The following is a 15,007-nucleotide window of genomic DNA, read 5'->3' on the forward strand; positions in this document are numbered from 1 at the left end:
AATGCCCCGCACAGACGGCAGTCCGACGCAAAGCGTCATCGAGACCTCCGGGCTGACCAAGCGCTACGGCAGGCAACTGGCCGTGGACCAGCTGAGCCTCACCGTCCCCGCGGGCAGCGTCTTCGGGTTCCTCGGGCCGAACGGCTCGGGTAAGACGACCACCATCCGGATGCTGATGGGCCTGATCGAGCCGACTTCCGGCCGGGCCCGGGTCCTTGGCCGCCCGATGCCGCGCGAGACCCGCGCCGTGCTCCCGCACGTGGGAGCGCTCATCGAAGGCCCCGCGCTCTACGGCTTCCTCTCCGGCCGCGACAACCTCCTGCGGTACGACGCCGCCGACCCGACCGCCGATCCGCGCACCCGCCGTGCCCGCGCCGATTCCGCCCTTGACCGGGTGGGGTTGACGGCTGCCGCGGGCAAGAAGGCGAAGGCGTACTCGCTCGGGATGAAACAGCGCCTCGGGCTCGCCGCGGCGCTGCTCCAGCCGCGCAGACTGCTCGTGCTCGACGAGCCGACCAACGGCCTCGATCCGCAGGGCATGCGCGAGATCCGGGCGCTGGTGAGGGAATTGGCGTCGGAGGGCACGACCGTGTTCCTCTCCTCGCACCTCCTGGACGAGATCGAGCAGGTCTGCACGCACGCCGCGGTGATGGCCCAGGGCCGGCTGATCACCCAGGGTCCGGTCGCCGAACTCGCCGCGGGTGCGCGCGGGCGGCTGGTCGTCACGACGCCGGACACGGGTGACGCGGTGCGTGTCCTGAAGGAGCTCGGCGTGACGGATCTCGTCGTGACGGAGGACCGCGTGACGGGCGAACCGCCGGGTGCGGAGAGCGGCACGGACCTGGCTGAGCTGAACGCCGCCCTGGTCGGTGCGGGCGTCCGCGTACGGGGATTCGGCGTCGAACGGGCCTCGCTCGAGGACGCGTTCGTGGCGCTGACGGGGGAGGGGTTCGATGTCGCGGGCTGAGATGGGCGAGGTAGGGGACGACGTACGGGACGATGTACGCGAGGTGAGTGGGCCGCGAGAAGTACGGCGGATCTGGACCTTCGGGCTCTTCCGCAGCGAACTGGGGATCACCTTCCGCCGCTGGCGGACCCTCGCGCTGCTTGCCGTCCTCGCCGCCGTGCCGATCCTCGTGGGCGTCGCCGTCAAGATCGAGACCAGCGACGGCTCGACGCTCGGTGGGGGCGGCGGTGAGGCGGGGGGCCCGGCGTTCATCGCGCAGGTGACCAACAACGGCCTGTTCCTGGTCTTCACCGCGCTCGCCGCGACCCTCCCCTTCTTCCTGCCGATGGCGGTCGGCGTCGTCGCGGGTGACTCCATCGCGGGCGAGTCGAGCGCGGGGACGCTGCGCTATCTGCTCGTCGCCCCTGCGGGACGCACCCGCCTGCTGCTCGCCAAGTACGCGACAGCGATGACGTTCTGCCTGGTCGCGACCCTCGTCGTGGCCGTCTCCGCGCTCGCCGTCGGGGCGCTGCTCTTCCCGGTCGGCGAGGTCACCACGATCTCCGGCACCCGGATCGGCTTCGGCGAAGGGCTGCTGCGTGCCCTGCTCATCGCCCTTGTGGTCGCCGCGTCACTGATCGGGGTGGCGGCGCTCGGTCTCTTCGTGTCGACGCTGACCAGCAGCGGCATCGCGGCGATGGCGACGACGGTAGGCCTGCTGATCACCATCCAGATCCTCGACCAGATACCCCAACTGCACGCCATCCAGCCGTACTTCTTCTCGCACTACTGGCTGTCCTTCGCGGACCTGATGCGCGAGCCCGTCTACTGGGACGAGCTGGTCAAGAACCTCGGCCTCCAGGGCCTGTACGCGGCCCTGTTCGGCTCGGCGGCATGGGCGAGGTTTGGGGCGAAGGACATCACGGCGTAGGGCGTGTAGGGCGTCGGGGCGCGCGTCAGCTCTCGTACGGGTAGCGGGCGAGCGGCGGCTCCTGCGCGAAGAACGTCTTGGCGCGGGCGAGGGCCTCGGTGTCGTCGAGCACGTTGCCGGGCCGCGACCCGTTGCCGAGCAGGACGCCGCCGAAGTGCAGCGGGAAGAAGGCGGCCACGTGGTTCAGCGTGCCGATCAGTGGCTCCGCGACCTCCTCCTCGCTGTGGGCGAGCGCCGTCACGCCCCACAGGGTGCGGCCCTTCATGGTGGCCTTGAAGTCGACCTCCGGAACCTCCAGCCACGCGTCCCAGTAGTCGAGGTAGCGCTTGGTGGTGGCCGAAAGGGAGTACCAGTACAGGGGCGACACGATGACGATGTCCGTGGCGTCGAGGGTGGCGTCCAGGAGCAGCGCCTCGTTGTCGCCGGACGGCCGGGGGCGGGCACGCGGGCGTGTGCTGTCGTGGCGCAGGTCCTCGAAGTCGGGCAGCGGGTGCTCCGCGAGGTTCAGCCAGCGCTGCTCCACGTCGGCCGGGAGCTGTTCGGCGGCCTTGCGGGCCAGTGTCTCCGTGTTGCCCTCGGGACGGGCGCTGCCGAGAACGAAGAGGAACGAGCGGGTCATGGTGGGCCCCCTGGGTGTGTGGCGTGGCGGCGCACGGCCGCGAGGACCGTGCAATTACCTGCGCCTGCACTATATGCACGCGCAGGTAATTGCGTCCAGGGGGTTACGGGGGAGGCGTACCGGGCCTCCTAGGCGGACAGCCCCCACACCGCGTACGCCACCGCGTCGCTGTTGTTGTCGAGGGCCGTCCCGTCGATGTTCGACTCCGAGTCGCACGCGGAGTGGTAGCACTTGTCGAACGGCTCACCGGCCGTGCCGCCCCAGTTCCGGGCCTGCTCGGCGGTCTTCTTGTAGTCGGCGCCGCTGAACAGTCCGCCGACCGGCACGCCCGCGTCCTTGAACGGCGCGTGGTCCGAGCGGCCGTCGCCCTCCTCGTCGGGCTCCGTGGCGAGGTCGAGGCCGCCGTAGTAGTCCTTGAAGGTCTTCTCGATCGTGGGGTCGTCGTCGTAGACGAAGTAGCCCGGGTTCGGGGAGCCGATCATGTCGAAGTTCAGATAGCCCTTGATCTTCGAGCGCTCACCCGCGGGCAGCTTGTCGACGTAGTGCGAGGAGCCGACGAGCCCCAGCTCCTCGGCGCCCCACCAGGCGAACCGCAGGTGCTTGGCCGGCTTGTACTGCTCGCGCGCCACGGTGAGCGCGGTCTCCAGGATCGCGGCCGAGCCGGAGCCGTTGTCGTTGATGCCGGGTCCCGAGTCGACGCTGTCGAGGTGCGAGCCCGCCATGACGACCTGGTCGGCGTCGCCGCCGGGCCAGTCCGCGACCAGGTTGTAGCCGGTCTTGCCGTTGGAGGTGAACTCCTGGAGCGAGGTGGTGAATCCGGCCTCGTCCAGCTTGCCCTTCACGTAGTCGATCGAGGCCTTGTAGCCCGCACTGCCGTGGGCGCGGTTGCCGCCGTTGGACGAGGCGATGTTCTGCAACTGTGAGAGGTGGGCCTGGACGTTGGCCACGGAGATGTCGGGGGCCGCCGCCGTGGGGGCGGGGGCCGCGGAGGACATCGCGTCGGTGGTGAGGAGTCCGGTGACGGCTATGACGGCGGCTGCCGCGGCGCGTCCGGGAACGGAGAGCTTCATGTGGGGGCTCCGTGTTCTGTTGGATCGTTCGGTGCGTGGGGGTACGCCAATTCGATGAACGTCCAACCGAATTGGCGTGCCTGATGGTGCTGGTGAGGTTGACCGCGCGTCAAGAGCGCATATCGGTCGGCGTGTTCCGCAGGGCGGTCGTCGTCGGCGGCACGAGCACGGTCCAGCCGGGGGAGTAGGTGTCCGGCACGGGGTGACTCCGCCAGTAGCGGGCCCAGTACGGGGGCTGTTTCTCGCGGAGGACGAGGGCCGCGGGTTGCCGCCGGTCGTCCTGCCGGGCGGCCGAGCATCCGGAGACGTACGCGATGGGGATCACCGAAGTGCTGCCCTTCAGCACGCACGGAGCGCGGACCCCGTGTTCGTACAGCACGCCGGTGACACGGACCCAGTCGCCGCGGGCACCGGCCTGGATACGGGCGTTGCCCAGGGCGAGCGGAAGCTGGACCCCCAGGTGGGCGACGAGGGCGGCGGCGAGGACGACGGTGACGGCGCGTCGTGCCCGGCCGAAGAGGGCGAGGAGCCCGAAGGCGGCGGGGACGGCGAGAAGAGCGTGGGCCGGAAGGAGGAAGCGGGGGGCGCCATAGGGGACGAGGAGGAGGTAGGGCAGGGCGACGCACACGGCGACGATCACGGCCAGTCGGAGCGCGGGGCGGATTTCCCGCGGAGTGGCGCGGGGGACGGCGCCTCGCGGGGCGCCGACGGCCCCTTTCGTGACGGGGTACGCGCCGGGCGCCCCCGCCCGCCCCGTGGCCCACAACCCGGCGGCCACGAGCACCGGCAGGAGAAGCCACCACTCAGCGGCCACGATCCTGAGCTGGTCGGCGGTGCACGGTCGGCAGAGCAGAGGGCCGTCCAGGGCGGTGAACTGGGCCTCGACGGCGGCCAGGGGACGCAGCCCGCCCTGCACCTCGCTTGCCGCGGCGAGCCGTTCGCGTACGCCCCCGAAGCGGACGTACGCCTCGACGGCCCACGGCAGCAGGCCGGCCAGGACGCCGCCCGCCACGGCGAGGGCGCGCCCCCGGGTCCGCCAGGCGGGCACGAGCAGGGCGGCGGCGAGCAGTGGGACGGCGACGGCGGCACCGTCGTTGGGGCGCATCAGGGCGGCCAGGGCGAGCCCGGCCGTGATCCCCGTAAGGGCGAGACGCCCGGGGCGGGCCCCGAGGAACAGTCCGACCGCGGCCGTGACCCCCATGGCGGTGTAGTGGTTCGGCATCGCGGCGTTCGCGTAGAACAGCGCGAACCAGAGGCTTCCGTAGAGCCCGGCGGCCACGCCGACCACGGCGGGACGCCCCGCGATGACGCGCAGCCAGGGCCTGAAGCCCAGGTAGAGGGCGGTGGTCGAGAGCAGCGTCAGCCAGACCCTGAGCAGGACGGCCGAGTCGCTCCAGGCCGCGACGGGGGCGATGAGCAGGGGGACGCCACGGGTGCGGGGAGCGCTGAAGGGGGTGGCGGGCTCGTACGGCGGGAAGCGGCTCGCGTAGACGATCTCGTCCCAGCCGAGGGACAGGGTGAGCGGGACGAGGGCGAGGGAGAGCGCGGCGTAGGCGAGGCAGGCGGCGAGAAGGGGGAGATCGTCGCGGCCGGAGAGATGGAGGCAGAGGCGGCGGCCGAAGCGGCTGCCGGGGAGGCGGCCGGTCGAGGGTGCCGCGCCTGGCGCGGGCACGGTCCGGGGCGCGCTCTCGGGCACGAGGGTCTCGACCTCCCGCCAGGTTCGGTCAGGCGATGTCGCTTTCGATCACTTCTGGTCCCTTATGGGTGAAGGTAGCGACGATGGCACCCGAATCGCAGGAGGTGGGGCCGACGTATTTCGCCCGCTGCCGCGAAAGGCCCTGGCTCGGCCGTCCCGGTCCCGGCCCGCGCCGAGCCCACAGCCAAGCGGCAGAAGAGCAACCCGCATAGAGCACCCCGCAGCCGGCAGGCCAGCTCAGACCGCCGACTCCGAATTCCGCCCGGCAGCGGGAGTCATCGGCTCCGTCTCCCGCCCGGCCGTGGGGGAGGCCGCTGGAACAGCAGCCTGACGCACCGCGGCAAGCCGAACCGCGTTGCGCCGCGCGGACCGCACCGCGTCCCACGTCAGCAGCGTCAGCGCCAGCCACACGAGCCCGAACCCGGCCCACCGCTCGGGAGGCATAGCCTCGTGGAAGTACAGGATGCCGAGCAGGAACTGGAAGACGGGCGCGAGGTACTGGAGCATCCCCAGCGTCGCAAGCGGCACCCGGATCGCCGCGGCCCCGAAGCAGACCAGGGGGATGGCGGTGACCAGACCGGTCGCCGCGAGGAGCGCCGCGTGCCCGAAGCCCTCCGCGCCGAACGTGGCGTCACCCCGCGCCCCGAGCCACACCAGGAACCCGACCGCGGGCAGGAACTGGATCGCGGTCTCGGCGGTCAGCGACTCCAGACCGCTGAGCCCGACCTTCTTCTTCGCCAGGCCGTACGTGGCGAAGGAGAAGGCGAGGCAGAGCGAGATCCACGGCGGCTGCCCGTACCCGAAGGCGAGCACGAGGACCGCCGCGAGGCCGACGGCGACGGCCGCCCACTGCACGGGCCGCAGCCGCTCGCCGAGGAGCAGGACGCCCATCGCGATGGTGACCAGGGGGTTGATGAAGTAGCCGAGGGAGGCCTCCACGACGTGGCCGGAGTTCACGGCCCAGATGTAGACGCCCCAGTTGACCGTGATGACCGCCGCGGCGATCGTCACGAGGCCCAGCTTGCGAGGCTGCCGGATGAGCTCACCCGCCCACGCCCAGCGCCGCACGAGCAGCAGGGCGATGCCGACCACCACGAGCGACCAGGCCATCCGGTGCGCGAGGATCTCGCCCGCTCCGGACGGCTTGAGCAGGGGCCAGAAGAGGGGGACGAGGCCCCACATCCCGTAGGCCGCGAAGCCGTTCAGCAGCCCTATGCGCTGCTCGCTCTTCGACTGCTCGACTGCGGCGGCGTCCACGGCCCCTCCTTGGTGCAAGGCAGCCCCACGCTGCCCTCAGAAGGTAGCGGCCCGGACACCCCCGTGTCATGCCCGTCTCACGAAAACGGTCATGACCTCCGTCTCGCCGGGCGCCGGCCCGGTCTCAGCCCTTGAGCGCGGCCGAGATCGCGTCCGCGACAGGCGTCGTGGGGCGGCCGATGAGGCGGGACAGATCACCGCTCGTACCGGCGAGCAGCCCCCGCTCGATCGCCGAGTCCACGTCGACGAGGATCGCGGCGAACTGTTCGGGGAGGCCCGCGCCGGTCAGGATGGCGAGGTTCTGCTCGGAGGGGACGTTCGCGTACGAGATGTCCTTGCCGCTCTGCCGGGCGACCTCGGCGGCGTACTCGGCCAGGCTCCATGCGACGTCGCCGCTCAGCTCGTACGCCTTGCCCTCGTGGCCCTCGCCGGTCAGTACGGCGACGGCGGCCGCCGCGTAGTCGGCGCGCGAGGCGGAGGCGACCCTGCCCTCGCCCGCGGAGGCGACGACGGCGCCGTGCTCCAGGACGGGCGCGAGGTTGGCCGTGTAGTTCTCGTGGTACCAGCCGTTGCGCAGGAACGTGTGCGGAAGCCCGGAGTCGAGGATGAGCCGCTCGGTCTCCTTGTGCTCGGCCGCGAGGTCGAAGTCGGCGTCGGGCCCGCCGAGCACACCGGTGTACGCGAGGAGCGCGACGTCCGCCGCACGGGCCGCGTCGATCACCGCCGCGTGCTGCGGCACCCGCCGGCCGACCTCGCTGCCGGAGATCAGCAGGACCCTGTCGCCCGCGGCGAAGACGCCGGCGAGGGTCTCGGGCGTGCTGTAGTCGGCGACGCGCAATTCCACGCCGCGCGCGGCGAGGTCGGCGGCCTTCTCCTTGTCGCGGACGACGGCGGCTATCCGCCCGGCGGGCACCTGCGCGGCGAGCAGCCCGTCGATGACGAGACGGCCGAGGTGTCCGGTGGCTCCGGTGACGACGATGCTCATGTCTGGAATCTCCCTTTGGTGTGGTTCTGACAGTGAGCCTACGTCGGGCGCTAACTATTGGAAAGTACCCACTTTGAAGTAAGGTACTGGCATGGCAGTAAGTAACTGGAATCTCGGGGACGAGGGAATGTGCCCGCAGCGCCTCGTCCTGGAGCACGTCACGAGCCGCTGGGGAGTGCTCGTCCTGATCGCCCTGGACGAGCGCTCGTACCGCTTCAGCGAGCTGCGCCGGGCGCTCGGCCGGGTCAGCGAGAAGATGCTGACGCAGACCCTGCAGACGCTGGAGCGCGACGGCCTCGTCCACCGCGACGCCAAGCCGGTCATCCCGCCACGCGTCGATTACTCGCTCACCGACCTGGGGCGCGAGGTCGGCACGCAGGTCCGGGCGCTCGCCGAGTGGACCGAGCGGCGCCTCGCGGACGTACAGGAAGCGCGCCTGGCATACGACGAGGCCCGGTTCCTGAAGGATCAGAACCGGGCCTCGGACAGGGCGAGTTGAGCTAGCCGACGACGGTCCAGGTGTCGCCGCCCGCGAGCAGCGCGGCCAGGTCGCCCTTGCCGTTCTGCTCGATTGCGGTGTCGAGCTGGTCGGACATGAGGGTGTCGTAGACCGGGCGCTCGACGTCGCGGAAGACGCCGATGGGGGTGTGGTGCAGGGTGTCGGGGTCGGCGAGGCGGGAGAGGGCGAAGGCCAGCGTCGGCGAGGTCGAGTGCGCGTCATGGACCAGGATCTGAGACTCCGTCTCAGGCGTGACCGGGACGACTTTGAGATCACCGGTCACCGGGTCGCGCACGACGCCCTTGGAGCCGAGGCCGCCTTCCAGGGGAGCCCCGAAGCGGATGGGCTGGCCGTGCTCCAGGCGGATCACGGCCTCCTCGGCCTGCTGCTTGTCCTTGAGGACCTCGAAGGCGCCGTCGTTGAAGATGTTGCAGTTCTGGTAGATCTCCACCAGGGCGGTGCCGGGATGTTCGGCGGCCTCGCGCAGCACCGAGGTGAGGTGCTTGCGATCGGAGTCCACCGTCCGCGCCACGAAGCTCGCCTCCGCGCCGATCGCGAGCGACACCGGGTTGAAGGGCGCGTCCAGAGAGCCCATCGGCGTCGACTTGGTGATCTTGCCGACTTCGGAGGTCGGGGAGTACTGGCCTTTGGTGAGGCCGTAGATCCGGTTGTTGAACAGCAGGATCTTGAGGTTCACGTTGCGGCGCAGGGCGTGGATGAGGTGGTTGCCGCCGATGGACAGGGCGTCGCCGTCGCCGGTGACCACCCACACGGACAGGTCGCGGCGGGAGGAGGCGAGTCCGGTGGCGATGGCGGGGGCGCGGCCGTGGATGGAGTGCATCCCGTAGGTGTTCATGTAGTACGGGAAGCGTGAGCTGCAGCCGATGCCGGAGACGAAGACGATGTTCTCCTTGGCCAGGCCGAGTTCGGGCATGAAGCCCTGTACGGCGGCCAGGACGGCATAGTCACCGCAGCCGGGGCACCAGCGCACCTCCTGATCGGACTTGAAGTCCTTCATGGATTGCTTGGCCTCGGCCTTGGGCACCAGGGAAAGCGCTTCGATCGTGCTCCCGGTGCCTTCGGTCTTCGTGTCAGCCATTGATGGCCTCCTTGAGAGCCGTGGCGAGCTGCTCGGCCTTGAACGGCATTCCATTGACCTGGTTGTACGAGACCGCGTCCACGAGGTACTTGGCGCGGAGCAGCGTGGCGAGCTGGCCGAGGTTCATCTCGGGAATCACCACCTTGTCGTAACGCTTCAGGACCTCGCCCAGATTCCGGGGGAAGGGATTGAGGTGGCGCAGATGGGCCTGCGCCACGCTCTGGCCGACCGCCCGCAGACGGCGAACCGCCGCCGTGATGGGCCCGTAGGTCGAACCCCAGCCGAGGACGAGCAACTCGGCGTCGCCGCCCGGGTCGTCGACTTCGAGGTCGGGCACCTGGATGCCGTCGATCTTGGCCTGGCGGGTGCGGACCATGAAGTCGTGGTTGGCGGGGTCGTAGGAGATGTTGCCGGTGCCGTCCTGCTTCTCGATGCCGCCGATGCGGTGTTCGAGACCGGGCGTGCCCGGGATCGCCCAGGGGCGGGCCAGGGACTGCGGGTCGCGCTTGTAGGGCCAGAAGACCTCGGTGCCGTCGTCCTCGGTGTGATTGGGCCCCGAGGCGAACTGCACCCGCAGGTCCGGGAGTTCATCGGTGTCGGGGATCCGCCACGGCTCGGACCCGTTGGCCAGGTAGCCGTCGCTCAGCAAGAACACCGGGGTGCGGTAGGTGACTGCGATCCGCGCCGCTTCGAGCGCGGCGTCGAAGCAGTCCGCCGGCGTCTTGGGTGCCACGATCGGCACCGGCGCCTCGCCGTTGCGCCCGAACATGGCCTGCAGCAGATCCGCCTGCTCGGTCTTGGTCGGCAGACCGGTCGAAGGCCCGCCGCGTTGGATGTCCACGATCAGCAGCGGCAGCTCCAACGACACCGCGAGCCCGATCGTCTCCGACTTCAACGCGACACCGGGCCCCGAGGTCGTCGTCACCGCGAGCGAGCCGCCGAACGCCGCACCCAGCGCCGCCCCGATGCCCGCGATCTCGTCCTCGGCCTGGAAGGTGCGCACACCGAAGTTCTTGTGCCTGGACAGCTCGTGCAGGATGTCGGAGGCCGGAGTGATCGGATACGAGCCCAGGTAGAGCGGCAGATCCGCCTGCCGGCCCGCCGCGATCAGCCCGTACGAGAGGGCCAGGTTCCCCGAGATGTTGCGGTAGGTGCCGGTCGGGAAGGCCTGGGAGGCAGGAGCGACCTCGTAGGAGACCGCGAAGTCCTCGGTCGTCTCACCGAAGTTCCAACCGGCGTGGAACGCGGCGATGTTGGCCTCGGCGATGGCCGGCTTCTTGGCGAACTTGGTCCGCAGGAACTTCTCCGTGCCCTCGGTCGGCCGGTGATACATCCACGACAACAGACCCAGCGCGAACATGTTCTTGCTGCGGCCCGCGTCCTTGCGCGAGAGGTCGAACTCCTTGAGCGCCTCGACCGTCAGCGTCGTCAGCGGCACCGGATGGACGCTGTAGCCGTCCAGTGAACCGTCTTCCAGCGGCGAGACCTCGTAGCCGACCTTCTGCATCGCCCGTTTGGAGAACTCGTCCGTGTTGACGATGATCTCCGCGCCGCGCGGCACGTCGGCGATGTTCGCCTTCAGCGCGGCGGGGTTCATCGCCACCAGGACGTTCGGCGCGTCGCCCGGCGTGAGGATGTCGTGGTCGGCGAAATGCAGCTGAAAGGAGGAGACACCCGGCAGCGTCCCGGCAGGAGCACGGATCTCGGCGGGAAAGTTCGGCAGTGTCGACAGGTCGTTCCCGAAGGACGCCGTCTCCGAAGTGAACCGGTCACCGGTGAGCTGCATACCGTCCCCCGAGTCACCCGCGAAGCGGATGATCACCCGGTCAAGACGGCGTACGTCCTTCTCACCAGCATGCTTGCGCTGCTCTCCGACGACTGCCCCATCGGCCTGCTCGGCTGGGCTACTGACCTGGCTGGTCACTGAACTGGACCTCCCTCGGGCGGCTGAGCGGGAAGGGCTGGGCGACCGGCCTTCCCAAGGCCCACCCTACGTCTGTAAGGGTCGCCTTCCTGGGGTTGATCGCATGACGGACGCACTTTTGAGACGCATTATTGCCCCGTTTTGTCATGGTCTGCCTCGCCCCCCGGTCCGTCATGGAAGACGCCCCCCACTCATCCTTTGGTTCTAGGACTGTTCTCCGTGCTCATGCGGTTGCCGTTGTTCAGATAGCTGACAGAGTGTCAGATTGCTAGCTGTTGAGGTAGGTGAGAACCGCCAGCACGCGCCGGTGGTCCCCGTCGCTCTGGGAAAGCCCCAGCTTCAGGAAGATGTTGCTGACGTGCTTCTCGACCGCGCCATCACTCACCACCAACTGCCGTGCCACCGCCGAGTTCGTCCGACCCTCGGCCATCAGACCGAGTACCTCGCGTTCGCGAGGAGTAAGCCCCGCGAGGACGTCCTGCTTGCGGCTGCGGCCGAGCAGCTGCGCCACGACCTCCGGGTCGAGCGCCGTGCCGCCCTGCGCGACGCGCACCACGGCGTCCACGAACTCGCGCACCTCGGCGACACGGTCCTTGAGCAGATAGCCGACGCCACGGCTGGACCCGGCGAGCAGTTCGGTGGCGTACTGCTCCTCGACGTACTGGGACAGGACGAGCACCCCGAGCCCCGGAAACTGGTGGCGCAGATGCACCGCGGCCCGCACCCCCTCGTCGGTGTGCGTCGGCGGCATCCGCACGTCGGCGACCACCACGTCGGGCAGCGCACCCGCGGCGGAGAGGTCGTTGATCGTCTTGATCAGCGCGTCCGCGTCGCCGACCCCCGCGACGACGTCGTGCCCGCGGTCGGTCAGCAACCGGGTCAGGCCCTCCCTGAGCAGCACCGAATCCTCGGCGATGACGACCCGCACTTTGTCCTCCACGTTCACGGCCCCCCGGCATATGTGGTTCTGGTTGTCCCCCGGCACCTCAGTATCGCGCGTACGAACGCCGGCGAAGGGCGTAACGGCGTTCGAGGGCAACCGCTTGCCCGTGCGCGCTCACGGCGGGCACGGCAGCGCCCACCCGGCCTCCCCGCGTTGCGGGGCGACCGAGTGGGTGAGAGCTGAGGGAGATCCGCGGCTACGCCCGCCAGGGCGGATGAGCGCGGAGGGAAGGTCCGCTACGCCCGCCAGGGCAACTCGGCCGTCACCGTCGTGGGCCCGCCTGCCGGCGAGTCCACGACCAAAATCCCGTCGACCGCGTCGAGCCGCTCGGCGAGCCCGGCGAGGCCGGAACCGCCGGTCACGTCCGCGCCCCCGTCGCCGTCGTCGGTGACCTGGAGCATCAGCCGGTCCTCGACCTGCCACACGTCGACCGAGCCATGGGACGCCCGCGCGTGCTTGCTGATGTTCTGCAGGAGCTCGGAGACCGTGAAGTACGCGATGCCCTCGATCGCGGCGGCGGGACGCGCGGGCAGATCCACCTCGACCTGGACCGGAACCGTGCACCGGGCGGCGAGCGCGGAGAGCGCCGCGTCCAGGCCGCGGTCGGTCAGGACCGCCGGGTGGATGCCGCGGGCCAGATCGCGCAGCTCCTGAAGAGCCACCTTCACCTCGCCGTGCGCCTCGCCCACCATGCGCGCCGCGGCCTCCGGGTCCTCGGTCAGCTTCTCCTTGGCCAGGCCCAGGTCCATGGCGAGCGCCACCAGGCGGGCCTGCGCCCCGTCGTGCAGGTCGCGCTCGATGCGGCGCAGGTCGGCCGCGGCGGTGTCGACGACGACACCGCGGTCCGACTCCAGCTCGACGACGCGCGTGGCCAGACTCGACGGGCCGAGCAGACCGGCCACCATGACGCGGTCGACGGTGGTCAGGGCCCGGATGATCCAGGGCGTGGCGAGCGTGATCAGCAGACCGGTGAGGGTGACGACGCCGATCTCGAAGGGGTTGTCCAGGTAGATCTGGTGACCGTTGTCGCGGTAGAGCTGGATGCCGTCCTGGCCGCCGTAGACCGGGAAGAGCCACTGCCACAGCGGGTACGTGAGCATCGCCCAGCCGTACGTCCAGAAGACCACCGACACGGTGAAGGAGAAGACCGCCCAGGGCATGTGGAGGACGGAGTAGAGGACGTGCCGCCAGGAGACGCCGCTCTTGAGCACGGCGCCCATCCACGCCAGGGGACCGCCGCCGTTCTTGGGCCGCAGCGGCGCGGGGTCGGCCACCTCGACGCCCAGGAGCGCCCGCGCCCGCACCCGTTCCAGCGAGCCGATGCCGCGGCAGGCGGCGAGCCCGGCGGCGAGCACGGGGATGCCGATGAACGTGATCAGCAGCCCGGCGCCGACGGACAGCATCGTGACCGCGAACGTGAACGTGACGATGCTGATCGGCAGGCTCAGCAGCACATAGCCGAACTCCTTCCAGGCGCGGGCCTCGACCGGGGCCCGCAGCCCGGCGGGGAGACGGTGCCGCCGATCGTCGAGGTCGGATCCCCGGAACTCCGAACGGTTCATGCGCCCGTACTCCTGTCCGTACTCCGTGGCCATCGGTGCCGTCCGTTTCTGCTCGGTCTGTTCTGCGCTCGGTCTGAAGGTGTGTGCTGCTCGCTCACGCGCTCGGTCGACGCCATGGGTCTACGTGCTGTTTCGGCGTCGTATCTCAAGAGTGCTGGCCGCGGCAGATCCGGACCATGTGGTGCGTAGGTGTCTTCGACCGGGGGTTTTCCCTACCCCCGGGCCGTCTGCTCGCGGTCCTGGTCCCGGTCGCGCCACGGCAGCTCCGCCGTGATCGTCGTGGGGCCGCCCTCCGGGGACTCGATCACGAACAGGCCGTCGACCGCGCCGAGCCGGTCGGCGAGCCCCGACATGCCCGAACCCCCGTCCAGATGCGCGCCGCCCGTGCCGTCGTCCCACACCTGGATGAGCAGCCGCTGGTCGGCACGCCACACGTCCACGGACGCCGTACGGGCCCCGCTGTGCTTGCTGACGTTCTGCAGGAGCTCGGAGACCGTGAAGTACGCGATGCCCTCGATCGCGGCGGCCGGGCGCGCCGGCAGATCGGCGGTCACCTTCACCGGGACCGTGCACCGCGAGGCCACCGAGGACAGCGCCGCGTCCAGGCCGCGGTCGGTCAGGACCGCCGGGTGGATGCCGCGGGCCAGGTCACGCAGTTCCTGGAGGGCGAGCTTCACCTCGCCGTGCGCCTCGTCGACCATCGCCGCCACGGTGTCGTCGGCCTGCCCCTCCAGGAGCTTCTCCTTGGCCAGACCGAGCCCCATGGCGAGCGCCACCAGGCGGGCCTGCGCCCCGTCGTGCAGGTCGCGCTCGATGCGGCGCAGGTCGGCCGCGGCGGTGTCGACGACGACACCGCGGTCCGACTCCAACTCGACGATGCGCCGCTCCAGTTCGTCGGAGGGCGAAAGCAGCCCGCGGGCCATCGCACGGTCGGCGTTCGTCAGGCCGCGCACGATGTACGGGAGCACCGGCCAGAGCACGAAGAGCCCGGTCAGGGTGACGGCGAAGGTCACCACGCCCCAGGGCAGCCGCATGAACGAGTAGAGCATCGTGCGCCAGCCGACCGGGTCCTTCAGGCTCGACCACAGCCAGCCGAAGAAGCCGTGCCCCCGCTGCTTGGGCATCGGGCTCGGCTCGTCGATCCGCAGCCCGAGCAGTTTGCGCGCCCGCGCCCGCTCCGCCCTGCCGATCAGCCGGGCGCCGAGCAGCGCGCCCGCGAGCAGCGGCAGACCGATGACCGTCACGGCGAGACCGCCGCCGGCGGCGAGCGTCACGACCACGTAGACGAAACCGGCCACGCCGATCGGCAGGTTGGCGAGGAGGTGTGCGATCTCCCTCCAGGTCTGCGCGTCGTACGCCGCGAAGCGGGCGGGCGGAGGCGGCGAGTTCGGCGGGTGCGGCGGGTACGCCGAAGAGGCGGTCGAGGACGTGGCGCGTGCGGTCATATGCGTCAGGGTGCACGGCTCGACGCCGTGA

13 protein-coding genes are annotated in these 15,007 nt (G+C 70.4%); 3 read left to right on the forward strand and 10 right to left on the reverse strand.

What is annotated here, in order from left to right; genetic code table 11:
* Nucleotide 1 precedes the first annotated feature (1 nt).
* Both ACWGIH_RS17150 and ACWGIH_RS17155 read left to right on the forward strand, forming a co-directional pair.
* Entirely contained in the window at nt 2-967 is a 966-nt protein-coding gene (locus ACWGIH_RS17150) for an ABC transporter ATP-binding protein (RefSeq protein ID WP_453451989.1), read from the forward strand.
* A complete protein-coding gene (locus ACWGIH_RS17155) occupies nt 954-1,877 on the forward strand; it encodes an ABC transporter permease (protein WP_453451990.1) in 924 nt (307 codons plus the stop codon). The genes ACWGIH_RS17150 and ACWGIH_RS17155 overlap by 14 nt, the downstream gene beginning before the upstream one ends.
* Before the next feature lie 25 nt (nt 1,878-1,902).
* Here ACWGIH_RS17155 and ACWGIH_RS17160 read toward each other — a convergent pair whose 3' ends face one another.
* The 5 genes from ACWGIH_RS17160 to ACWGIH_RS17180 all read right to left on the reverse strand — a co-directional run bounded on the left by ACWGIH_RS17160 (nt 1,903) and on the right by ACWGIH_RS17180 (nt 7,504).
* Nucleotides 1,903-2,496, reverse strand: coding sequence for a flavodoxin family protein (locus ACWGIH_RS17160; protein WP_453451991.1), 594 nt, complete (start codon nt 2,494-2,496; stop codon nt 1,903-1,905).
* Nucleotides 2,497-2,624: 128 nt separating this feature from the next.
* Nucleotides 2,625-3,566, reverse strand: coding sequence for a M28 family metallopeptidase (locus ACWGIH_RS17165; RefSeq protein WP_453451992.1), 942 nt, complete (start codon nt 3,564-3,566; stop codon nt 2,625-2,627).
* Nucleotides 3,567-3,675: 109 nt separating this feature from the next.
* The gene (locus ACWGIH_RS17170) at nt 3,676-5,262 is read right to left on the reverse strand and encodes a hypothetical protein (protein WP_453451993.1); all 1,587 of its coding nucleotides are present in this window, start codon (nt 5,260-5,262) and stop codon (nt 3,676-3,678) included.
* A gap of 237 nt (nt 5,263-5,499) precedes the next feature.
* Nucleotides 5,500-6,519, reverse strand: a complete 1,020-nt coding sequence (gene rarD / locus ACWGIH_RS17175; protein WP_453451994.1) for an EamA family transporter RarD — start codon at nt 6,517-6,519, stop codon at nt 5,500-5,502.
* 124 nt (nt 6,520-6,643) lie between these two features.
* Nucleotides 6,644-7,504: an NAD(P)H-binding protein gene (locus tag ACWGIH_RS17180; protein ID WP_453451995.1), complete on the reverse strand. Its 861-nt coding sequence runs from the start codon at nt 7,502-7,504 to the stop codon at nt 6,644-6,646.
* A gap of 91 nt (nt 7,505-7,595) precedes the next feature.
* Here ACWGIH_RS17180 and ACWGIH_RS17185 point away from each other — a divergent pair, with 91 nt between their 5' ends.
* Nucleotides 7,596-8,003: a winged helix-turn-helix transcriptional regulator gene (locus tag ACWGIH_RS17185; RefSeq protein WP_453451996.1), complete on the forward strand. Its 408-nt coding sequence runs from the start codon at nt 7,596-7,598 to the stop codon at nt 8,001-8,003.
* A 1-nt stretch (nt 8,004) separates the two neighbouring features.
* Here ACWGIH_RS17185 and ACWGIH_RS17190 read toward each other — a convergent pair whose 3' ends face one another.
* The 5 genes from ACWGIH_RS17190 to ACWGIH_RS17210 form a co-directional block, all read right to left on the reverse strand.
* Entirely contained in the window at nt 8,005-9,102 is a 1,098-nt protein-coding gene (locus tag ACWGIH_RS17190; RefSeq protein WP_453451997.1) for a 2-oxoacid:ferredoxin oxidoreductase subunit beta, read from the reverse strand.
* A complete protein-coding gene (locus ACWGIH_RS17195; protein ID WP_453451998.1) occupies nt 9,095-11,026 on the reverse strand; it encodes a 2-oxoacid:acceptor oxidoreductase subunit alpha in 1,932 nt (643 codons plus the stop codon). The genes ACWGIH_RS17190 and ACWGIH_RS17195 overlap by 8 nt, the downstream gene beginning before the upstream one ends.
* 268 nt (nt 11,027-11,294) lie before the next feature.
* Nucleotides 11,295-11,954 (reverse strand): response regulator transcription factor, encoded by a 660-nt coding sequence (locus ACWGIH_RS17200; protein ID WP_365823807.1) that lies wholly within the window; start codon nt 11,952-11,954, stop codon nt 11,295-11,297.
* A 251-nt stretch (nt 11,955-12,205) separates the two neighbouring features.
* The gene (locus ACWGIH_RS17205; protein ID WP_453451999.1) at nt 12,206-13,564 is read right to left on the reverse strand and encodes a sensor histidine kinase; all 1,359 of its coding nucleotides are present in this window, start codon (nt 13,562-13,564) and stop codon (nt 12,206-12,208) included.
* A gap of 179 nt (nt 13,565-13,743) precedes the next feature.
* A complete protein-coding gene (locus ACWGIH_RS17210; protein ID WP_453452000.1) occupies nt 13,744-14,976 on the reverse strand; it encodes a sensor histidine kinase in 1,233 nt (410 codons plus the stop codon).
* Nucleotides 14,977-15,007: the final 31 nt, after the last annotated feature.

The sequence above is a fragment of the Streptomyces sp. NPDC054872 genome, from assembly GCF_053610705.1.